At 61.6% G+C, this 21,136-nt stretch carries 20 protein-coding genes; 12 read left to right on the top strand and 8 right to left on the bottom strand.

All coding sequences use genetic code 11. From position 1 onward, the window contains the following. Nucleotides 1–8 precede the first annotated feature (8 nt). On the top strand, nucleotides 9–473 hold the full coding sequence (locus J5M73_RS04605) for a TlpA disulfide reductase family protein (RefSeq protein WP_102860732.1): 465 nt from the start codon (nucleotides 9–11) through the stop codon (nucleotides 471–473). A 71-nt stretch (nucleotides 474–544) separates the two neighbouring features. Here J5M73_RS04605 and J5M73_RS04600 read toward each other — a convergent pair whose 3' ends face one another. The 4 genes from J5M73_RS04600 to J5M73_RS04585 all read right to left on the bottom strand — a co-directional run bounded on the left by J5M73_RS04600 (nucleotide 545) and on the right by J5M73_RS04585 (nucleotide 5,280). After that, nucleotides 545–949, bottom strand: a complete 405-nt coding sequence (locus J5M73_RS04600) for an META domain-containing protein (protein ID WP_102860733.1) — start codon at nucleotides 947–949, stop codon at nucleotides 545–547. Further along, nucleotides 946–1,383, bottom strand: a complete 438-nt coding sequence (locus J5M73_RS04595) for a hypothetical protein (protein WP_102860734.1) — start codon at nucleotides 1,381–1,383, stop codon at nucleotides 946–948. The genes J5M73_RS04600 and J5M73_RS04595 overlap by 4 nt, the downstream gene beginning before the upstream one ends. Nucleotides 1,384–1,473: 90 nt before the next feature. Continuing rightward, nucleotides 1,474–2,463, bottom strand: coding sequence for a 2-hydroxyacid dehydrogenase (locus J5M73_RS04590; protein ID WP_102860735.1), 990 nt, complete (start codon nucleotides 2,461–2,463; stop codon nucleotides 1,474–1,476). A 63-nt stretch (nucleotides 2,464–2,526) separates the two neighbouring features. Further along, entirely contained in the window at nucleotides 2,527–5,280 is a 2,754-nt protein-coding gene (locus J5M73_RS04585) for a response regulator (RefSeq protein WP_102860736.1), read from the bottom strand. A 218-nt stretch (nucleotides 5,281–5,498) separates the two neighbouring features. Between J5M73_RS04585 and J5M73_RS04580 the strand changes: the two genes are divergently transcribed. The 7 genes from J5M73_RS04580 (at nucleotide 5,499) to J5M73_RS04550 (ending at nucleotide 13,724) form a co-directional block, all read left to right on the top strand. Continuing rightward, nucleotides 5,499–6,221 carry a response regulator transcription factor gene (locus J5M73_RS04580; protein WP_102860737.1) on the top strand — a complete coding sequence of 241 codons (723 nt, stop codon included), beginning with the start codon at nucleotides 5,499–5,501 and terminating at the stop codon, nucleotides 6,219–6,221. Further along, on the top strand, nucleotides 6,208–7,563 hold the full coding sequence (locus J5M73_RS04575) for a sensor histidine kinase (RefSeq protein WP_102860738.1): 1,356 nt from the start codon (nucleotides 6,208–6,210) through the stop codon (nucleotides 7,561–7,563). Before J5M73_RS04580 ends, J5M73_RS04575 begins: the two co-directional genes overlap by 14 nt. Before the next feature lie 116 nt (nucleotides 7,564–7,679). Continuing rightward, the gene (cysM, locus tag J5M73_RS04570) at nucleotides 7,680–8,582 is read left to right on the top strand and encodes a cysteine synthase CysM (RefSeq protein WP_102880559.1); all 903 of its coding nucleotides are present in this window, start codon (nucleotides 7,680–7,682) and stop codon (nucleotides 8,580–8,582) included. Then, nucleotides 8,582–9,934 (top strand): 23S rRNA (uracil(1939)-C(5))-methyltransferase RlmD, encoded by a 1,353-nt coding sequence (gene rlmD, locus J5M73_RS04565; RefSeq protein ID WP_102860740.1) that lies wholly within the window; start codon nucleotides 8,582–8,584, stop codon nucleotides 9,932–9,934. Before cysM ends, rlmD begins: the two co-directional genes overlap by 1 nt. Nucleotides 9,935–10,056: 122 nt before the next feature. Next, nucleotides 10,057–12,300, top strand: a complete 2,244-nt coding sequence (gene relA, locus J5M73_RS04560) for a GTP diphosphokinase (protein ID WP_102860741.1) — start codon at nucleotides 10,057–10,059, stop codon at nucleotides 12,298–12,300. Nucleotides 12,301–12,324: 24 nt separating this feature from the next. Then, a complete protein-coding gene (gene mazG, locus J5M73_RS04555; RefSeq protein ID WP_102860999.1) occupies nucleotides 12,325–13,158 on the top strand; it encodes a nucleoside triphosphate pyrophosphohydrolase in 834 nt (277 codons plus the stop codon). 26 nt (nucleotides 13,159–13,184) lie between these two features. Further along, a complete protein-coding gene (locus tag J5M73_RS04550) occupies nucleotides 13,185–13,724 on the top strand; it encodes a DUF2058 domain-containing protein (protein WP_060840548.1) in 540 nt (179 codons plus the stop codon). A gap of 102 nt (nucleotides 13,725–13,826) precedes the next feature. Here the strand turns inward: J5M73_RS04550 and J5M73_RS04545 are convergent, their stop codons facing one another. The 4 genes from J5M73_RS04545 to purM all read right to left on the bottom strand — a co-directional run bounded on the left by J5M73_RS04545 (nucleotide 13,827) and on the right by purM (nucleotide 16,742). Then, nucleotides 13,827–14,015, bottom strand: a complete 189-nt coding sequence (locus J5M73_RS04545; RefSeq protein WP_011062706.1) for a hypothetical protein — start codon at nucleotides 14,013–14,015, stop codon at nucleotides 13,827–13,829. Between the two features lie 284 nt (nucleotides 14,016–14,299). Beyond that, on the bottom strand, nucleotides 14,300–15,013 hold the full coding sequence (locus J5M73_RS04540) for a DUF3108 domain-containing protein (RefSeq protein ID WP_102860742.1): 714 nt from the start codon (nucleotides 15,011–15,013) through the stop codon (nucleotides 14,300–14,302). An 8-nt stretch (nucleotides 15,014–15,021) separates the two neighbouring features. After that, nucleotides 15,022–15,672 carry a phosphoribosylglycinamide formyltransferase gene (gene purN / locus J5M73_RS04535; RefSeq protein WP_102861000.1) on the bottom strand — a complete coding sequence of 217 codons (651 nt, stop codon included), beginning with the start codon at nucleotides 15,670–15,672 and terminating at the stop codon, nucleotides 15,022–15,024. Between the two features lie 11 nt (nucleotides 15,673–15,683). Next, on the bottom strand, nucleotides 15,684–16,742 hold the full coding sequence (gene purM, locus J5M73_RS04530; protein WP_102860743.1) for a phosphoribosylformylglycinamidine cyclo-ligase: 1,059 nt from the start codon (nucleotides 16,740–16,742) through the stop codon (nucleotides 15,684–15,686). Nucleotides 16,743–17,111: 369 nt separating this feature from the next. Between purM and J5M73_RS04525 the strand changes: the two genes are divergently transcribed. The 4 genes from J5M73_RS04525 to J5M73_RS04510 all read left to right on the top strand — a co-directional run bounded on the left by J5M73_RS04525 (nucleotide 17,112) and on the right by J5M73_RS04510 (nucleotide 21,037). Continuing rightward, entirely contained in the window at nucleotides 17,112–18,161 is a 1,050-nt protein-coding gene (locus J5M73_RS04525; protein WP_102860744.1) for a DUF2066 domain-containing protein, read from the top strand. Between the two features lie 38 nt (nucleotides 18,162–18,199). Beyond that, a complete protein-coding gene (locus tag J5M73_RS04520) occupies nucleotides 18,200–19,273 on the top strand; it encodes an AI-2E family transporter (RefSeq protein WP_102860745.1) in 1,074 nt (357 codons plus the stop codon). 215 nt (nucleotides 19,274–19,488) lie between these two features. Further along, nucleotides 19,489–20,193, top strand: a complete 705-nt coding sequence (gene hda, locus J5M73_RS04515; protein WP_007898944.1) for a DnaA regulatory inactivator Hda — start codon at nucleotides 19,489–19,491, stop codon at nucleotides 20,191–20,193. A gap of 223 nt (nucleotides 20,194–20,416) precedes the next feature. Beyond that, complete coding sequence (locus J5M73_RS04510; protein WP_102860746.1) at nucleotides 20,417–21,037, top strand: NlpC/P60 family protein; 621 nt, start codon at nucleotides 20,417–20,419, stop codon at nucleotides 21,035–21,037. The last annotated feature ends 99 nt before the right edge of the window (nucleotides 21,038–21,136 follow it).

Raw genomic sequence — 21,136 nt, 5'->3', positions numbered from 1 at the left:
AACACGGCATGGCAAGGCAATTGGCAGCAGCATTGGCGATATTCACCACCCTATTGCTGGGCGGCTGCGGGAATGACTACGGGGTCGACCAATACGGCCAGAAAGTCGCCGTCGAGCGCCTCGACAAGCAATGGCTGGTGCTCAACTACTGGGCGGAGTGGTGCGGGCCTTGCCGCACAGAAGTGCCGGAATTGAATGCCCTGAACGAGCAGCTCAAAGGGCAGTCGGCCACCGTGCTGGGGGTCAATTTTGACAATGTGCAGGGCGAGGAGCTCAAGAACGCCAGTGAGAAGCTGGGGATCAAGTTCACGGTGCTGGCGCAGAATCCCGAGCAACTCTTCGATTTGCCACGCAGCGAGGCGCTGCCGGTGACCTACATCATTGACGACAAGGGCAAGGTGCGTGAGCAACTGCTGGGCGAGCAGACCGCCGCGGGTGTACTGGCAAAATTGCAGGCCCTGCGCGGTCATTGATGGGGGACTGCCTGCAGCCGCTGATAGCGTCGGCGGCCGCAGGCGTTGGGGTCAACCTGCCCCGGTTCGGATCAGCCTTCTTCCAGCCACCAGCGCAGCGGCTTGCCTTCGGCAGGCCAGAAGCGCACTTGCTCGATCGGCGAAACATCCCAGCGCTCCACGCTTTCCAAGGCCTGGAGGAAGCGCCGTTCCTGCTCCATCAAGGCTGGAGCACAGAGTTTGCGGGTGCTGCCTACCTTGCCGAAACGGAGCTTTTCGCCGTCCAGAGTGTAAGGCGCGAACCAGTGGTTGCAGCCGCCATTGCCATAGGCGCGACCGTCTTCACCCAAGGTGATGGTCAGGTGGCTGTAATCGATCAGTGGCCGTTCGCCGATCCACTCCAGGACGTAACTGCGATCCTGCTGCAGCTTCAGCGGCTCGGCGGCGCAGCCCATCAGGCCGGCCCCCAGTGCCGCAGTCAGCGCCAGGCGTTTCATTGGCCGGCCTGCTGGCATTTCGGGCAGAGGTGGCGTTCACCCTCACTGGCCCAGCCCAGCTCGGCAATGCGTGCGCTGGCGGCAGGTTTCTGGGCCTTGGTGCCGAGCTTGGCGTCCACTGCGAACTCGAAGTTGAGCTCTGCTGTGCAGCTGTCGCAGTTGACTTGCCATTGATGAATCGCCAGTTCGCCGAATACCGGGCCACGGGCCACGGCGACCCATTGGCCGACCGGATTGATCAGGTGGCGGACGGTGTCCACTGTCAGGCGCATGGACAGGTCCTTGCTGCCCTTGAGTGTGACCAGCAGCACGTCGTCGGTACGGATCGAACCACCGTTGCCGGTGACTTGATAACGACCCGGTACCAGGGCGCGGCATTCGATCAGGGTGTGTTGCGGGTTCATCAGGTTGTAGCGGAAATCGTGTTCGACCATGGGTCCTCCAAATCTGCCGCGTATGCTAGCACGGGCCCCTGCGCCGCAGGTTGCGGGCAGGCGACCTTCGATCAGGCCGTGACCGGGATTTCAGCCTCGGACCTGATTTTGCGGCTGGCCCGCAGCCCAGCTGGCGATGTTGTGCAACGTGGTGTCGGCGATGGCCGCCAGGGCCTCATGGGTCAGGAAGGCCTGGTGCGCGGTGACTATCACATTGGGGAAGGTCAGCAGCCGGGCCAGCACGTCATCCTGCAGGGGCAGGTCGGAACGGTCCTCGAAGAACAGCTGGGCTTCCTCTTCATAGACGTCCAGCCCCAGGTAACCCAGTTGGCCGCTCTTGAGCGCGTCGATCAGCGCCGGTGTATCCACCAGGCCGCCACGCCCGGTATTGATCAGCATGGCCCCGGGCTGCATGTGCGCCAGGCTGTCCTGATTGATCAGGTAGCGACTGTCGTTGGTGAGTGGGCAGTGCAGGCTGATGATCTGCGCCTGGGCCAGTAGCTCCGGCAGGCTCAGGTAGCGGGCCCCCAGGGCCTCGACGGCAGGGTTGGGGAAGGGGTCGTAAGCCAGCAATTGGCAGCCGAAGCCGGCCATGATGCGAGCGAAGGTGGCGCCGATCTGCCCGGTGCCGACAATGCCCACGGTCTTGCCCACCAGATCGAAGCCGGTCAGGCCGTGAAGGGTGAAGTCGCCTTCACGGGTGCGATTGTAGGCTCGATGCAGGCGTCGGTTCAGCGCCAGGATCAGGGCCACCGCATGTTCCGCCACGGCATGGGGCGAGTAGGCCGGGACCCGGACCACATCCAGGCCCAGGCGCTTGGCGGCGGGCAGGTCGACATGGTTGTAGCCGGCTGAACGCAGGGCGATCAGCCGGGTACCGCCGGCGGCCAGTTGCTCCAGCACCGGAGCGCTCAGGTCGTCGTTGATAAAGGCACAGACCACTTCATGGCGCTCGGCCAGGGCCGCGGTGTCCAGGCTCAGGCGGGCGGCCTGGAATTGCAGTTCGATACCCGTGGGCAGGCTGGCGCCGAGAAAACTTTCACGGTCGTAGGTCTGGCTGCTGAAAAGAATCGTACGCATGCTTGCATCCTTGGTCGGGACGCCCAGCATGCAGGCCGGGCGCCGGGCAGGTCTTGTCCTGGATCAGGCGTTGATCCGCGCTTCGGCGGCGAGACGGCTGATGGCGTGGTCCAGCTCATCCAGAGCGGCAAAGGCTTTGACGTCTTCCTGCTTGAGCAGGGTTTCGCTGCGCTGGCAGGCGGCGCGCAACTGCGGCACTCCGCAATATCGGGTGGCTCCGTGCAGGCGGTGGACCCGTTCGATCAGGGCGCTGTGGTCGTTGGCTGCACGAGCGGCGTTGATCGCCTCGCGATCGGCCTCCAGTGAGGCCAGCAACATGGCCAGCATGTCCGCCGCCAGATCAGCCTTGCCGGCCGCCAGGCGCAGGCCTTCGTCCTGATCCAGCACTTGCAGCTCCAGGTTCAGTTCCGAGCGTTCATTGGCTCGCTCCGGGCCTTGATTGCGCAAGGCCAGCCCAGTCCATTTCAGTACCACCTGGGCCAGCTGCCGTTCACTGATGGGCTTGGTCAGGTAATCGTCCATGCCGCTTTGCAGCAGGGCGCGTTTTTCGTTGGCCATGGCATGGGCGGTCAGGGCCACGATGGGCAGTGGCGTGCCATGGCGCTCGCTTTCCCATTGGCGGATCGCCTCGGTACTTTGTCGGCCGTCCATGCCCGGCATTTGCACGTCCATCATCACCAGGTCGAAAGGTTCGTTCTGGATCGCGTTCAGGGCTGCGTAACCGTTGTCCACCGCCAGCACCTTGGCGCCCATGTCCTCCAGCAAGGTCTGGATCAGCAGTAGGTTGGCCGGGTTGTCGTCGACACACAGGACCCGTGGCGCACGGCTGGAGAGGCTTTCCTCCGGCTCGCTGCGGGCCCGGCGCGGGGTGACCAGGTCAGACAGGGCGCGACGCAGTTTGCGGGTGCAGGCCGGCTTGGCCTGCAACTGGCTGTGGGGGTTGGGGACCGACAGGTGGAACAGCGTCTGTTCGGTGGTCGGGCACAGCACCAGGACTTTGCAGCCCAGGTGTTCCAGGTCCCAGATGTGCTGGCTCAGGCGTTCGGGAGACATGTCGTTGGTGGTGATGCCGAGCACGGCCAGGTCAATGGCCTGGTCGCTTTGGTGTACGCCGGTAATGCCATTGGTCAGGGCGTCCAGGGTGTTGAACGGGGTCACTTCCAGGCCGCAGTCTTCCAGTTGATGCTGCAGGGCCTGACGGGCCAGTTCGTGATTCTCCAGCACCGCTACGCGTCGCCCCAGCAATGGCGGACCCGGCAGGTCCTCGGCGTCATCGCGGGTTTTCGGCAGGTTCAGGCTGATCCAGAATTCCGAGCCTTCGCCCGGGGTGCTGTCGACTCCGATTTCGCCACCCATCTGTTCGATCAGGCGTTTGGAGATCACCAGCCCCAGCCCGGTGCCGCCGGGTTGCCGCGACAGCGAGTTGTCGGCCTGGCTGAAGGCCTGGAACAGAGCGCGAACATCCTGGTTGGACAGGCCGATGCCGGTGTCTTGAATGCTGATGCGCAGTTGCACGCTGTCTTCGTGTTCTTCTTCCAGCATCGCCCGGGCGACGATGGTGCCTTCGCGGGTGAACTTGATGGCGTTGCTCACCAGATTGGTGAGGATCTGCTTGAGCCGCAGTGGATCGCCCACCAGGGACAAAGGCGTATCCCGATAGACCAGGCTCACCAGTTCCAGCTGCTTGGCGTGGGCTGCCGGCGCGAGGATGGTCAAGGTGTCCTGCAGCAAGTCCCGCAGGTTGAAGGGAATGCTGTCGAGCACCAGCTTGCCGGCTTCGATTTTCGAGAAGTCGAGGATCTCGTTGATGATCCCCAACAGGCTGTCGGCGGATTTTTCGATGGTGCCCAGGTAATCCAGCTGGCGCGGTGTCAGCTCGCTTTTCTGCAGCAGGTGGGTGAAACCGAGAATGCCATTGAGGGGCGTGCGGATCTCATGGCTCATGTTGGCCAGGAACTCCGACTTGATGCGGCTGGCTTCCAGGGCTTCCTTGCGCGCCAGGTCCAGCTCGATGTTCTGGATCTCGATGGTTTCCAGGTTCTGGCGCACGTCTTCGGTGGCCTGATCGATGCTGTGCTGCAGTTCTTCCTGGGCATTCTGCAGGGTGCTGGCCATGCGATTGATGCCCGAGGCCAGCTCATCCAGCTCCTGGCTGCCCAAGGGCGGCAAGCGGGTTTCCAGGTTGCCGTCCTTGAGTTGCGCCACGGCCTGCTTGATCTGGGTCAGCGGGTTGTTGATGGTCCGCCCCATGCGCACTGCCAGCAGGGCAGCACCGGCCAGGCCGGCGGCAATCAACAGCAGACTGGCGAACAGGCTGCGGTAACCGCGCAACAGCATGCCGCTGTGGGACAGCTCCAGTTCCACCCAGCCCAGCAAACGGTCTGATTCATCGGGGATCAGGTCACCGGCCAGATTGCGGTGGCGGCCGAAGACCGGCAGTTGGTAGCGGGTCGCGTCATTCCCACTGCGTTGCATGATGTGGGTGCTGTTATCGCTGGGCGGTGGATTGAGCATGCTGGGGCCGGCGTGGGCCATGAGCGTGCGATCGGGGGCAAGGAATGACACCGCGCGTACGTCCTGCTGTTCCAGGGCTTGGGTGGCGATGCGTTCGAGCATCGGCGAGTTGCGGTTGCCCATCGCCGGCGCCACCAGGGAGGCCAGTTGTTCGGCGATCATTTCGCCGCGCTGCAGCAGTTGGGTCTGCAGGTCGGAGAGCTGCATCCAGGTGAAGTAGCCGCCCAGTACCAAAGCCATCAGGCTGGTGGGCAGTAAGGTCAGCAACAGTACGCGGCCTTTGATTCCCAGTTTCTTGAGCACGCAACTCTCCTGCTTCCACGCTGTTTTGAAAGGTCGACGGGCACGTCCGTGATGCGCCACCTGCGCAGTGTAACGATTTGCCAGGGGCTGATCTTGGCAAATTGCAGACCGTTAGCCGACAGCCGGAGGGCGGATAGGGGGCTACGACCAAGGCGCTGGTTGCCGCAAACCGGGCAATCTTGAATAATCGCCCAACTGAGAATGACTTGCAGAAGCTAATGACTCCCGTAGCTGTTGAGCCTCCCCGTATCCTGGCAATTGAAGACGACCCGGTGCTCGGTGCCTATGTGCATGAGCAGCTGGGGCGCTGCGGCTTTGCCGTGACCTGGTGCCAGAACGGCCAGGAAGGTCTGGGGATCGCGCGTCGGCAAGCCTTCGATGTGGTGTTGATGGACATCCTGTTACCGGGCATGGACGGCCTGGAGGTGCTGACCCACTTTCGCCGGAGTCACTCCACGCCGGTGCTGCTGATGTCGGCCCTGGGAGCAGAGGCCGATCGCATCAGTGGATTCCGCCTGGGCGCAGACGACTACTTGCCCAAGCCCTTCAGCATGGCCGAGCTGCGGGTACGCATCGAAGCCATCCTGCGGCGAGTGGCCCTGGACCGGCGGCCGACACCACCGAAACTCAGCAGCAGCGTGCAGAGCCTGCGTTTTGATGACGAGCTGTGTGACGTGTTCTTTGCCGAGCGCCCGGCGGGCCTTACCCGTAGCGAATACCGCCTGCTGGAAACCCTGCACCGCAACGTCGATGAGGTGCTGAGCAAGGCCTTCCTTTATCAGCATGTCCTGCAACGCGGGTATGCGGCCCACGATCGCAGTCTGGACATGCATGTCAGTCAGATACGTCGCAAGCTCAAGGCGCTGGGCTACAGCGAACGTGAAGTGCGTACGGTGTGGGGCAAGGGCTATGTGCTGAGTGCCTTCGATGAGCTGGTCTGATCTGCCGGGCCGGCACTCCCTGTTCTGGAAGCTGGCCTGCCTGCTGGTGGCGTTCTGTCTGTTGATGATCTGGTTGAGCTGGTCCTGGGGGCGCTATGTTGAGCAGAAGAACCTGTACCTCGCCGATGAAGCCCGGGCTACCTTGCGCAGTTACGCGCAGGAAGCGGAACAGGCCTGGAAGACCGGCCAGCATGCCGGCGTGGATGTCTGGATCCAGGCAATGGCAGGCCGTGAGAGCACCTGGGTCGGCGTCATCGGCAGTGATCTGCAAGCGCTGAGCAGCTACCCGCTGACAGCGGCCGAGGCTCAGCGCCTGACGTTCCTGCGGGGGGCGGATTGGCCGGTGAGCCGGCACAGTCGCGGGTTGCCCTGGCTGAAAATTCCGTTCCCCGATGATCCGTCTCTCGGCAGTCTGGTCATCGAGCTGCCGCAGCGTTTCATGCCCGGGCGATACCGTGTGTTCTGGCGCGTGATCACCAACGGCGTGATCCCCGGACTGTTCACGCTGCTGCTGTGCGTGGGCTTGTACCGCTTGTTGGTGGTGCCGCTCAATCAGTTGCGGGAGCAGGCCAATGCCTGGCGTGCGGAGCAGTTGAATGTGCGGCTGTGCACCGAGACCACTCAGCGCAAGGACGAGTTGGGGGAGTTGGGGCGAGCGTTCGATCAGATGTCCGAGCGGCTGCAAAGCACCGTGGCTGTGCAGCAGCAGTTGCTGCGGGACCTGTCCCACGAGTTGCGCACTCCCTTGAGTCGTCTGCGGGTGGCTTGCGACAGCGAGCAGAGCCTGGGGGCATTGCGTGAGCGCTTGTCCCGGGAAGTCGACGCCATGCAGCGCCTGGTGGAGGACAGCCTGCAACTGGCCTGGCTGGACACCGAGCGGGCGCCGCTGCCGGAGGAGCAGATTCAGGTCCAGGCCTTGTGGGAAATGCTCAGCGAGAACGCCTGCTTCGAGAGCGGCTGGTCGCCAGCGCAGTTGCGCTGTGATCTGCCGGCGGATTGCTGGGTGCGCGGGCATCTCAATACCCTGGCCCAGGCTCTGGAAAACATCCTGCGCAATGCCATCCGGCATTCGCCACCCGGGGCTCTGGTCATCCTCGATGGTCGACGTGACGCTGAATATTGGCATCTGTGGCTGGACGACCAAGGGCCGGGGGTAGCGGAAGAGGCGTTGGAGCGCATGTTCGATCCGTTTATCCGTCTGGACGGTTCACGGCCGGGAGATGGAGGTTTCGGCCTCGGCCTGAGCATTGCGCGCAATGCGGTGGAGCGCCAGGGAGGTCGTTTGTGGGCGCAGAACACGGCCCATGGCTTGCGTGTTCACATGCGCTTGCCGGAGGCTTGAGACGACCCTGTGCCGCCTTATATCAATAAGCCATAAGCCCCGCACTTTGCGTGATATGGCGCTTGGGCGTTTGCCGGTATGATAGGCGCCCCCGCAGTCTGGATTGCGAATACGCCATGACCTTGCAGTACCCAACCATCGCCGATTGCGTCGGCAACACCCCGCTGGTTCGTTTGCAGCGCCTGCCTGGCGCCACCAGCAATACCCTGCTGCTCAAGCTCGAGGGCAATAACCCGGCGGGTTCGGTCAAGGACCGCCCGGCACTGTCGATGATCACCCGCGCCGAGTTGCGTGGGCAGATCCAGGCCGGGGATACCCTGATCGAAGCGACGTCGGGCAACACCGGGATCGCCCTGGCCATGGCTGCCGCGATCAAGGGTTACAAGATGATCCTGATCATGCCCGACAACTCCAGCGCCGAGCGCAAGGCGGCAATGACCGCCTATGGTGCCGAGCTGATCCTGGTGAGCCAGGAAGAGGGCATGGAAGGCGCCCGTGACCTGGCCGAGCGGATGCAGGCCGAAGGCCGTGGCAAGGTGCTCGATCAGTTCGCCAACGGCGACAACCCGGAGGCCCACTACACTGGCACCGGTCCCGAAATCTGGCGCCAGACCCAGGGCAGCATCACCCACTTCATCAGCTCGATGGGCACCACCGGCACCATCATGGGCACTTCGCGCTATCTCAAAGAACAGAATCCCCAGGTGCAGATCGTGGGTCTGCAGCCGATGGAAGGCTCGGCGATTCCCGGCATTCGCCGCTGGCCCGAGGAGTACCTGCCGAAGATCTATCAGGCCAGCCGGGTCGATCGCATCGTCGATATGGCCCAGAGCGAAGCTGAAGACGTGACCCGGCGCCTGGCTCGGGAAGAGGGCATCTTCTGCGGCGTGTCTTCCGGTGGTGCGGTGGCGGCGATGCTGCGCCTGTCCCGGGAAGTGGAAAACGCGGTCATGGTCGCGATCATCTGTGACCGTGGCGATCGTTACCTGTCGACCGGCATTTTCGATGCGCCCAACTGATGGCTAAGCACGAGAGAGGCCTGCGCTTCCAGCCTGCGGGCGGTAGCCGGGCCCCACAGATTCCGGTGGGCAAGAAGCAGCGGTTGGCTATCCAGCGTCTGGCCAATGATGGCCGTGGCATTGCCTTTGTCGAAGGGCGTACCTGGTTCGTCAGCGGTGCCCTGGCCGGTGAAGAAGTCGAAGCTCGGGTGTTGGGCAGCCATGGCAAAGTGGTGGAGGCCCGTGCCGAGCGCATCTTCAACGCCAGTGATCTGCGTCGCCCGGCGGCCTGCGCCCACGCCGGGCGTTGCGGCGGTTGCAGTGTCCAGCACCTGCCCCATGCCGAACAGCTTGCCCTGAAACAGCGCATGCTCGCCGAGCAGTTGTCCAAGGTCGCGGGTGTCGAGCCCGAGGCCTGGGCCGCTCCCTTGAGCGGTCCCGAGTTCGGCTATCGGCGTCGCGCCCGGGTGGCGGTGCGCTGGGACGCCAAGGGCAAGCAACTTGAGGTGGGTTTCCGTGCTGCCGGTAGCCAGGACATTGTCGCCATCGACGATTGCCCGGTGCTGGTACAGGCTTTGCAACCTGTCATGAACCGTTTGCCCGCTATGCTGCGACGCTTGAGCAAGCCTCAGGCACTGGGGCATGTGGAGTTGTTCAGTGGTTCGGCGCTAGCGGTGCTGTTGCGCCATATGGCGCCGTTGTCCGAGAGCGACCTGACGATCCTCAAGGACTTCTGCGATTTCCATCAGGCGCAATTGTGGCTGCACGGTGAAGGTGAGCCGCAACCCTTTGATCCATCGCAGTCACTGGGTTATCGCCTGGAGACCTGGGATCTGCACCTGGCGTATCGGCCGGGTGACTTCGTCCAGGTCAATGCGGGGGTCAATGAAGCGATGGTGGCCCAGGCTCTGGAGTGGCTCGCGCCGCAAGCTCAGGAGCGGGTGCTGGATTTGTTCTGCGGCCTGGGCAACTTCGCCTTGCCGCTGGCTCGGCAGGTGCGGGAAGTGGTGGCAGTGGAAGGCGTGGCGACCATGGTGGCGCGGGCCGCTGAAAATGCTGCCAGCAACAATTTGCATAACACGCGCTTTTTTCAAGCCGATTTATCCCAACCTCTGAGTGCTGCCGAGTGGGCTGATGAAGGCTTTTCTGCGGTACTCTTGGACCCACCCCGCGACGGTGCTTTCGAGGTGGTCCGCCACTTGGCGAGCCTGGGTGCCAAGCGGTTGGTGTACGTGTCATGCAATCCGGCAACTTTGGCTCGTGACACGGTCGAACTGATCAAGCAGGGCTATAGGTTAAAACGTGCCGGGATCCTCGATATGTTTCCTCAGACGGCGCATGTCGAGGCCATGGCGTTATTCGAAGCGAGCTAGGATGGCTTGTCTAATCCGACTGATCTTTCTGGTGTGGTTCGCTGGCCCTGCGAGCTGTGCCCGAGCGTTGAAGATCAGCGATTTGACGCATTGAATGTGCGTCGTAGGGAAGGTAAAGCAAGATGGTACAGGTGAGAGCGCACCAGCCGATCAACACCGACGGCAGTATCAATCTCGAGGCATGGCTTGATCATACGGTCAGCGTCGACATGGTACTGGACCGTGAAGCCTTGAAAGAGGCCTGCGAGTTCGCTCGTGAGGCCGAGCTACAACACATTGCCGCCAAAGGCCTGAGCTCCGAGGGCGTGTCGAGTTTCAGCACGGGCCTGGAGATCGCCGAGATTCTTGCTGATCTCAAACTGGACCAGGATTCCCTGGTCGCCGCGGTACTGTACCGCGGCGTCCGCGAGGGCCAGATCCAGTTGCCGGCGGTCAGCCAGCGTTTTGGTCCGGTGGTGGCCAAGCTGATCGATGGTGTGCTGCGCATGGCAGCCATCACCGCCAGTCTCAGTCCTCGCCAGTCCCTGGTACTCGGCACTCAGGCGCAGGTTGAAAACCTGCGCAAGATGCTGGTGGCCATGGTCGATGACGTGCGGGTGGCGCTGATCAAGCTGGCGGAGCGAACCTGTGCCATTCGTGCGGTGAAAAGCGCCGACGAAGAGAAGCGCAATCGAGTGGCCCGGGAAGTCTTTGACATCTACGCGCCCCTGGCTCATCGCCTGGGCATCGGCCATATCAAGTGGGAGCTGGAGGACCTGTCCTTCCGGTACCTGGAGCCCGAGCAATACAAGCAGATCGCCAAGCTCCTGCATGAGCGGCGCCTGGATCGCGAACGCTTCATCAGCGACGTGATGAACCAGCTGCAGAACGAACTGAAGGCCACTGGGGTCAACGCCGACATCAGTGGGCGGGCCAAACACATCTACTCCATCTGGCGCAAAATGCAGCGCAAGGGTCTGGAGTTCAGCCAGATCTACGATGTGCGCGCCGTGCGGGTGCTGGTGCCGGAAATGCGCGACTGCTACACCGCACTGGGCATCGTGCATACCTTGTGGCGGCATATTCCCAAGGAATTCGACGACTACATCGCCAACCCCAAGGAAAACGGCTATCGCTCGCTGCACACCGCGGTGATCGGCCCCGAGGGCAAGGTGCTGGAAGTGCAGATCCGCACCCACGCGATGCACGAGGAAGCGGAGCTGGGGGTGTGTGCCCACTGGAAGTACAAGGGCACCGACGTCAAGTCCGGCTCCAACCATTACGAAGAGAAAATCTCCTGGCTGCGTCAGGTGCTGGAATGGCACGAGGAGCTGGGGGACATCGGCGGCCTGGCCGAACAGCTGCGGGTGGATATCGAGCCGGATCGGGTGTACATCTTCACCCCCGACGGCCACGCCATCGACCTGCCCAAGGGCGCCACGCCGCTGGACTTCGCTTATCGGGTGCACACCGAGATCGGCCACAACTGCCGTGGCGCGAAGATCAACGGGCGCATCGTGCCCCTCAACTACAGCCTGCAGACCGGCGAGCAGGTGGAGATCATCACCAGCAAGCACGGCACCCCGAGTCGCGATTGGCTGAACCCGAACCTGGGTTACGTCACCACGTCCCGGGCGCGGGCGAAGATCGTCCACTGGTTCAAGCTGCAGGCTCGCGATCAGAACGTCGCCGCCGGCAAGACCCTGCTGGAACGCGAGCTGAATCGTCTCGACCTGCCTCAGGTGGACTTCGACAAGTTGGCCGACAAGGCCAACATGAAGACTGCCGAGGACATGTTCGCGGCTCTGGGTGCGGGCGATTTGCGCCTGGCGCAACTGGTCAACCTGGCCCAGCAACTGGTGGAGCCCGAGCGCGGCAACGAGCAGTTGGAGCTGATCCCGCGCAAGGCCGCCGGCTACAAGCCGGGCAAGCGTGGCGACATCCAGATCCAGGGGGTGGGCAACCTGATGACCCAGATGGCGGGTTGCTGCCAGCCGCTGCCGGGGGATGCGATCGTCGGTTACATCACCCAGGGCCGTGGCGTGAGCATTCACCGCCAGGACTGTGCCTCGGTGCTGCAACTGGCCGGGCGCGAGCCGGAGCGGATCATCCAGGTCAGCTGGGGGCCGGTGCCGGTGCTCACCTATCCGGTGGACATCATCATTCGCGCCTACGACCGTTCCGGCCTGCTGCGTGACGTGTCCCAGGTGCTGCTCAATGAGCGCATCAACGTATTGGCGGTCAACACTCGTTCGAACAAGGAGGACAACACTGCGTTGATGTCCTTGACCATCGAAATTCCGGGCCTGGATGCATTGGGACGTTTGCTGGGGCGCATCTCCCAGCTGCCGAACATCATCGAGACCCGGCGCAATCGAACCCCGTGATGCCCGCATGAAATGGATGAACTGATGTACAGCCTTGAAGACCTGCGCCACCTGATGGCGCGCCTGCGGGACCCGCAATACGGTTGCCCGTGGGACATCAAGCAGAACTACGCCAGTATCGTTCCCCATACCTTGGAGGAGGCCTATGAGGTCGCCGACGCCATCGAGCGCGGCGACTTCGACCACTTGCAGGGTGAGCTGGGCGATCTGCTGTTCCAGGTGGTGTATTACAGCCAGCTGGCCCGGGAGGAGGGGCGCTTCGAATTCGATGGGGTGGTGGACAGCATCACCCGCAAGCTGATTCGCCGGCATCCCCATGTATTCCCTACTGGCGACTTGTACGCGCCGCTGGATATCCCGCGGCTCAATGAGGAGCAGGTCAAGGAGCGCTGGGAGCAGATCAAGGCCGAGGAACGGGCAGAGAAGTCCGACGCTCCGCAGCAGCTGTCCCTGCTCGATGATGTGCCGGTGGCCCTGCCGGCCCTGTCCCGCGCGGCCAAGTTGCAAAAGCGCGCGGCGCAGGTCGGCTTCGACTGGCCGGACGCCCTGCCGGTGGTGGACAAGGTTCGTGAGGAACTGGACGAGGTGCTGGAGGCCATGGCCGACAACGACCCGGCAGCCATCACTGATGAAATCGGTGACTTGCTGTTTGTCGTGGTCAACCTGGCCAGGCACCTGAAGGTCGACCCGGAAACCGCCTTGCGCGGTGCCAATGCCAAGTTCGATCGGCGCTTCCGATTTATCGAGCAGGCATTGCGCGACACCGGCCGTCCCGTGGAAGATTGCACCCTCGAAGACTTGGACGCCCTGTGGGGTGAAGCCAAGCGTCAGGAAAAGAATTTGCCCAGCTGTGGCTGAGGCCGTTGCCTAAGTGAGTAAGCACCATGAGCCTTTCCCTTCGCGACCAGTTGCTCAAAGCAGGGCTGGTCAACCAAAAGCAGGCCAAGCAGGTCAGCAAAGACAAGCAGAAGCAGCAGCGCCTGGCCCATAAAGGCCAGATCGAACTCGATGACTCCCAGCAGCGCGCAGCCCAGGAAGCCATGGCCGAGAAGGTCAAGCGTGACCAGGAGCTCAATCGTCAGCAGCAGGAGAAGGCCGAGCAGAAGGCCCGTGCAGCGCAGATCAAGCAACTGATCGAAGTCTCGCGTCTGCCCAAGCTGAACACCGAGGATTACTACAACTTCGTCGACGACAAGAAGGTCAAGCGTCTGTCGGTGAACACCCTGATGCGCAACAAGCTCAGCAGTGGCTCCCTGGCCATCGTTCACCACGGTGGTGGTTACGAGGTGATTCCGCGGGAGGCGGCGCTGAAGATTCAGGAGCGCGATCCGCGGCGTATCGTACAGCTCAATACTCCCACCGAGGCGCCGGATGAGGATGATCCATACGCGGCCTATCAGATCCCTGATGATCTGATGTGGTAAGCATCCGGTAACGACCAACCCCGCTCATGGCGGGGTTGGTCGTTTATGGGGAGCAGGTAGGAATCCGCGTGGAGATCCCGGTGCTCCTGCGCTGACGTTGAGTCAGGAACTCTGAGGCGCGCGGTTCTGCTCGAGTTTTTCCAGTTCAGCCTTGTAGCTGTGGGCGTCGCTCTCGGAGTGGAACATGCCCACCAGCATGTCTTGTTGATGTACATCCCAGATCCGTACACCCGCGGCTACGCCTTCATGGGACATATGTGAATCGTCGCGTTCAGTTACTTTTACAGTCATCTGCTAGCTCCAATCTCGGTTGATCTGCAGCAAGGCGTGTGCAGGGCTCTTTTATATATTTTGTTAGCTTGCTAAGTAAATTGCCTGGATCTGCAACAGACCTTTGCAGGATCGGCGACAATCCCGCAGGCCGCGAAAACCGTGACATTTCGCCGCAGTCGGCGAAGTTTCATGACAAAAGTTTCATCTAGGAGGGCTTGCCCCGGCGTCTGGCAGGCGGACATGGAGTGACATTTCAAGCAAAAAAAAGCCCCGCTTTCGCGAGGCTTTGATCGTGCTGCGGCTTAACTGCCTTTGACTGTCTTGCCGTTGACGGTGCCGTTGAGGAGCATGATGTTGTACTCCTTGCCGTCGGTTTCCACCTGTTGCAGGCGTACCAGCAGGTAATCCCAGTCCTTGGCGAACCACATCACGGTGATGCGTTTGCTCTGTGTCGGGTCGCGCACGCGCTCGACCTTGATCGCATCGATCTGGCCGGCCTTGGTGTCGACCTTCTCCGAGCCCAGGACGCGGAAGTCATAGGTGTCGACTTCACCGCCATCGACCACTTGATAGCTCATGGTCTTCTTGCCGGCGGCTACGTCATGCTGCAGGGCCAGCTGGTAGGTGGATTTGTCCACCATGCCGGTATTCAGAGGCAGCTTGACCGCATCGCCGCGGTCGGTGCCGGTGACCATCTTCGCGCTCCAGTCGAAGTCCAGGTCGGCTTTCTTGGCCTTGCCCAGACCACCGCGTTCGAAGTGATAGGACTGGGGCACCAGGGTGTCCTTGTCCAGGGTCAGGGTGCTTTCTTCACTCAGGCTGGCGATCATCATCGATGCCTTGAAGCTGAGTTTCCACGTGCCGTTGGCGGTTTTTTCCAGGCTGCGTTCAGCTGTGCCGCTCATGGGCAACTGCTTCCAGTCGGCGGTATAGCTGGCGGAGAACGGTTGAAGGTCTGCCGCCTGCACAACCGGCAGGGCGAACAGAGCACAAGCGAAGAGCAGGGCGCGACGCATAAAATCTCCTAGGTTCGAATCAAATAGCCGCTGGCGGCCAGTAATTGACCATCCAGTAAAGCACCCTGATCGCCGAGCGTCAGCCGACCTTCGGCAAACCAGCGTACGGCCATGGGGTAAATCCGGTGTTCCTGGACGTGCACTCGCTGCGCCAGGCTTTGCGGCGAGTCGTGCAACTCTACCGGGATCACAGCCTGTACGACCAGAGGCCCGCCATCGAGTTCCTCGGTGACGAAGTGCACACTGCAACCGTGCTCGGTATCTCCGGCCTCCAGCGCCCGCTGATGAGTGTGTAACCCTTTATATTTGGGTAGCAGCGAGGGATGGATATTCAACAGGCGGCCCTGGTAGTGGCGGACGAATCCAGCGCTGAGAATGCGCATGAACCCGGCCAGTACCACCAGTTTTGGTTGGAAGGTATCGATCAGCTCGATCAACCCCTGGTCGAAGGCCTCGCGGCCTTCGAAGGTGGTGTGATCAAGGAAGCGGGTAGCGATACCCGCTTCCTTGGCGCGCTGCAGGCCATAGGCGTCAGCGCGGTTGGAGATCACGGCAGCGATGCGAAACGGACTGTCGTCGGTCCGCGCGTTGTCGATCAGGGCTTGCAGGTTACTGCCGGTGCCGGACAGCAGCACCACAACATCACAGGTCGGCGACATCCGCTCTTGCATCAGTGGGCCTTGAGGTTCTTCAGCTCAACCTGGGCCGCGCCTTCGGCTGCGGTGGCGATTTGGCCAATGACCCAAGGCTGCTCGCCAGCTTCGCGCAGAACGTTCAGGGCGTTTTCGACCTGGTCCTGGGCGACGCAGATGACCATGCCCACGCCACAGTTCAGTACGCGGTGCATTTCGTGTTCGTCGACGTTGCCTTGCTCTTGCAGCCAGTCGAAGACCGCCGGACGCTTCCAGCTCGCCACATCGACCACCGCCTGGGCGCCTTTTGGCAGCACGCGCGGGATGTTGTCCAGCAGGCCGCCGCCGGTAATGTGGGCCATGGCCTTGACCGCGCCAGTGTCCTTGATCAGCTTGAGCAGCGGCTTGACGTAGATGCGGGTCGGGGCCATCAGCAGGTCGGTCAGTGGCTTGCCGTCCAGCTGGATGCTTTCGATGTCGGCACCGGATACTTCGATGATCTTGCGGATCAGCGAGTAGCCGTTGGAGTGCGGGCCGGAAGACGGCAGGGCCAGCAGGGCGTCACCGGCGGCGACTTTCGAGCCGTCGATGATTTCGGCTTTTTCCACCACGCCGACGCAGAAACCGGCCAGGTCGTAGTCTTCGCCCTCGTACATGCCTGGCATTTCAGCGGTTTCGCCGCCCACCAGGGAGCAGCCGGACAGTTCGCAGCCGGCGCCGATGCCGGTCACTACCTGGGCTGCGGTGTCGACGTTGAGCTTGCCGGTGGCGTAGTAGTCGAGGAAGAACAGCGGTTCGGCGCCGCAGACCACCAGATCGTTGACACACATGGCCACCAGGTCGATGCCGATGCTGTCGTGCTTGTTCAGGTTCAGGGCCAGGCGCAGCTTGGTGCCGACGCCGTCAGTACCGGAAACCAGTACAGGCTGCTTGTAGCCGGCCGGGATTTCGCAGAGGGCGCCGAAACCGCCCAGGCCGCCCATGACTTCCGGGCGCGCAGTGCGCTTGGCGACGCTCTTGATGCGTTCGACCAATGCTTCACCGGCGTCGATGTCTACACCGGCGTCTTTGTAGCTCAGGGAGGGTTGCTTGCTCATGATCCAGGCCTTTAGGGGGGATTCAGGGGGTATCGACCGAACCAGAGAGCCTGCTGAAACACTGCAAAAGGGTTTCAGGGTGCCCAGCTGATGCCGGTCTGCGAAGGCGCGCGATTTTATCAGGCTTGAGGGGCAGCGGCCATCCTCGGGCCGACGGGTAGAGGCATATCCGGTTAAAAAACTGCGATTGGCCGTGTTGGTGCCCCTGCCCATGCCTGTATAAGGTATAGCGCTCAAGTGGCTATCGTTATGACAGTGCGAAAACAATCGGGCGACGGGTGAATGTTTTGCCGGGGCTTGTGGTCACAGCCTTGCTCGCAGCGGTTCATGGGTACTGTTTCAATCGTTTTTTGTCGTCGGGAATCTTCCATGCGTCTGGGTAAATTTCTATTTGTGGGCTGTTTGTCATTGGTCAGCCTGGCGAGTCATGCCGAAACCCTCAATGGCTTGTATCAGGTGCGTGAGCCGGTGAGCAGCCAGTCGCCCGAAGAGCGCAACCAGGCCACCCAGCGAGCACTGGAAACCCTGGTGCTGCGTCTCACTGGTGACGCCAAGGCTGCGCAGGGTCCCGGTCTGGCAGCGATCCGCAAGGACCCGCAGCAGATCATCAGTCAGTACGGTTATGACGCCGGGCCGCCGGAAAGCTTGCAGGTGGACTTCGATCCGGTCAGTACCGATCGTGCCCTGCGTCAGGCGGGGTTGCCATTGTGGGGAAGCAATCGGCCGTCGATCCTCGGTTGGTGGCTGAGTGACTCAACCGAAGGCTCGAGCCTGGTCGGGGATGGCCAGGCCAGTGCCGCGCCCCTGCGGCGAGCCGCTCAGCATCGTGGCCTGCCTCTGCGTTTGCCTCTTGGCGACCTGGATGAGCAGATCGTCGCGACGGCGCCGAATCTCGAAGGCGCCGACCCGACTCCGCTGCGTGAAGCTTCTGAGCGCTACGGCGCAGATGCGCTGTTGGCGGTACATGCTCGTGAAGAGGGCGGCCAATGGCAGGCCAAGTGGCGGTTGTGGCTTGGCGATCAGAAAGAGCAAGGCACTGTTCAGGGGGCTGATACCGCCGCCCTGGCAGATGGCGTGTTGCTTGCGGTGAGTCAGCGTCTGGCACCGCGTTTCGTTACCCGTCCCGGTGTTTCCAGTGAGCAGTTGCTGGAAGTGCAGGGCATGACCCTGGAGCACTATGCCGCCTTGGGGCACCTTTTGGAGCCTTTCGGTGCGCAGTTGCAGAGTATCGACGGTGACCGGGTCGTCTATCGGGTCAATGGCAGCGCGGAGCAACTGCGGGCGCAGTTGTCCCTGGCCAAGCTGCAAGAGATCCCGGCTGATGAGGTGCCGGCTCCCCAGGTGTCTGTGCAAGGCGGGCAAGGCACCGCGCCGGTCGCAGCGCCTGCGACACCGGCACAGTTGCGTTTTCGTTGGTAGCAGGTTGATTTCCTTCTATATAGAAGCAGGAGTGGTTTATGGCTGATACGCGTCGTTGGGTCTGGTTGGGTGGAGTGCTCCTGGTTTGTGGGTTGGTTTACCTGCTGCACCCGATCCTGAGTCCGTTCCTGGTGGCGCTGTTGCTGGCCTATCTGTTCGACCCCTTGGTGGATCGCCTGGAAAAATGGGGGCTGTCCCGAACCTGGGGTGTGGTGGCTGTGTTTGCGCTGTTCACCCTGATCGTGATGACGCTGCTGCTGGTATTGGTGCCGATGCTGGCCAAGCAGTTGCTGCGATTGTATGAATTGGCGCCGCAAATGCTCGACTGGATGCAGCACTCGGCAATGCCCTGGGTGCAGTCCCGGCTGGGGTTGGCGGATGGCTTCTGGAAGTTCGACAAGGTCAAGGCTGCCATCAGCGAGCATATGGGGCAGACCACGGACATCGTGGGTGTGGTGCTGAGCCAGGCCACGGCTTCGGGTTTGGCGCTGATCGGCTGGCTGGCCAACCTGGTACTGATCCCGGTGGTCAGCTTCTACCTGCTGCGGGACTGGGATCTGATGATGGCCAAGATCCGGAGCCTGTTGCCGCGCAATCGCGAGGAGCGGGTGATGTCCCTGGCGGGTGAGTGTCATGAGGTGCTGGGGGCATTTGTCCGCGGGCAATTGTTGGTGATGCTGGCTCTCGGGGTGATCTATGCGGCAGGGCTGATGTTGGTAGGGCTCGAGCTGGGCTTGTTGATCGGCCTGATTGCCGGTTTGGCAGCGATCGTGCCGTACATGGGCTTTGTCATAGGCATTGGAGCTGCGCTGATAGCCGGTCTGTTCCAGTTTGGTGGCGACTTGTACCCGATGCTCGGCATCGTTGCGGTATTCATGGTCGGGCAGGCGCTGGAGGGGATGGTGCTGACGCCGTTGCTGGTAGGTGATCGCATTGGTCTGCATCCGGTGGCGGTAATCTTTGCCATTCTTGCGGGTGGCGAGCTGTTCGGGTTTACCGGGGTGCTGCTGGCTCTGCCGGTGGCGGCGGTGATCATGGTGCTCGTACGCCATGTGCATGACCTGTACAAGGACTCGGACATCTACAGTGGTGCTGAAGACCCCGAACTGTAGGCGGGCAAAAGGCTCGACGAGCAGGGGCGCCCATTCATGACTGTCCATCTGTTGCTGTCCGGGCTGTCAAAGAATCCCCTTTGCCCCGCTTCGGCTGACGCAAACCTTTGATTTTGCTTGTGGTCTGCTGCATTGTGCGCTCGGCGTCACGGGTATAAACTTTGCAAACTTTACACAGAGGCCACTAACGGTTCCTTTGGAACTGTTCAGTCAGCATGAAACCGATTCAGCTGCCCCTAGGTGTGCGTCTGCGTGATGACGCCACCTTCATCAACTACTATCCAGGCGCCAATGCCGCTGCACTCGGCTACGTCGAGCGCCTATGCGAAGCCGACGCCGGTTGGACCGAAAGCCTGATCTACCTCTGGGGCAAGGACGGCGTAGGTCGTACGCACTTGCTGCAGGCGGCGTGTTTGCGTTTCGAGCAGTTGGGGGAGCCGGCAGTTTACCTGCCGCTGGCAGAGTTGCTGGATCGTGGTATCGAGATTCTCGACAATCTTGAACAGTACGAATTGGTCTGCCTGGATGATCTGCAGGCGGTGGCCGGCAAGGCCGATTGGGAAGAGGCGCTGTTCCATCTGTTCAATCGCTTGCGTGACAGTGGTCGGCGCTTGCTGATCGCGGCCTCGACCTCGCCCCGGGAGTTGCCGGTGAAACTGGCGGACTTGAAGTCCCGTCTGACCCTGGCGCTGATATTCCAGATGCGTCCGCTCTCTGATGAAGATAAATTGCGTGCCCTGCAACTGCGTGCGTCCCGTCGTGGGCTGCATCTGACCGATGAAGTCGGGCATTTTATTCTGACTCGCGGGACTCGCAGCATGAGTGCACTTTTCGAGTTGCTCGAGCGCCTTGATCAGGCCTCATTGCAAGCTCAGCGCAAGCTGACCATTCCTTTCCTGAAAGAGACTCTGGGCTGGTAAAACCAAGGCCTGCAGCGCTTCGCTGGAAGGCGTTCGGCATATTTCAGGCGTCAGAAAACGCACCTTTGGAAGGGTTTCCAGAGGCGGGCGGACTTAAAATGGGCTTAAAGCCTTAGATGTACGGAAGAAACTCATAAGTCACATTCTGATCGATTGAATTTGCAAATGAGGGCGATAGAAGGCATAGTCGCGTCTTCTTTTATTTCAAGCCACGGTCGTGCCCATGCTAAATCGCTTCGCACCCCTCGTGCCTCTCGCACTCGTTACCCTGTTGTTTGGTTGCGCTTCTCACACCCCTGTGTCTCAGCAGCAACCCGTGCAACAGGCTCAAGTCTCCGCAAAAAACCAGTCTTCCGCTGTTTACCAGGAAGAGCTGGCAACTGAAAAGGAACTGGCAGAGTTCTCTGACAGCAAGCCTTACCAGTTGCCAGTTCTGGCTGACAGCATCCTTGAGCGCGGCATGTCCCTGATCGGTACCCGTTACCGTTTCGGCGGTACCTCGGAAGCCGGCTTCGATTGCAGCGGTTTCATTGGTTATCTGTTTCGCGAAGAGGCGGGCATGAACCTGCCGCGCTCCACTCGCGAAATGATCAACGTCAAGGCTCCTCTGGTAGCGCGTAACAACCTCAAGCCGGGCGATCTGCTGTTCTTCAGCACCAACGGTCGCGGGCGCGTCAGCCACGCCGGTATCTATCTGGGGGATGATCAGTTCATCCACTCCAGCAGCCGTCGCAGTGGCGGCGTGCGAGTAGACAGCCTGGGTGACAGCTATTGGAGCAAGACCTTCATCGAAGCCAAGCGAGCCCTCGCCATGGCACCGACTGTGGTCACTGCACGTAAATAAGCTGACTGTTTGTAGGGCGAAGTTAAAGTCTTACTTGAAGTTTGGCGTGTAGGCGCTAGAATCCTGATCTATTGTTGAAACTAACCGCGTAAGCCCTGC

It is taken from the genome of Pseudomonas sp. 50_B, from assembly GCF_017491625.1.
Classification (GTDB): domain Bacteria; phylum Pseudomonadota; class Gammaproteobacteria; order Pseudomonadales; family Pseudomonadaceae; genus Aquipseudomonas; species Aquipseudomonas danubii.
The sequence above is the reverse complement of the archived record's forward strand: the minus strand, read 5'-3'. Positions and strand labels throughout refer to the sequence as shown.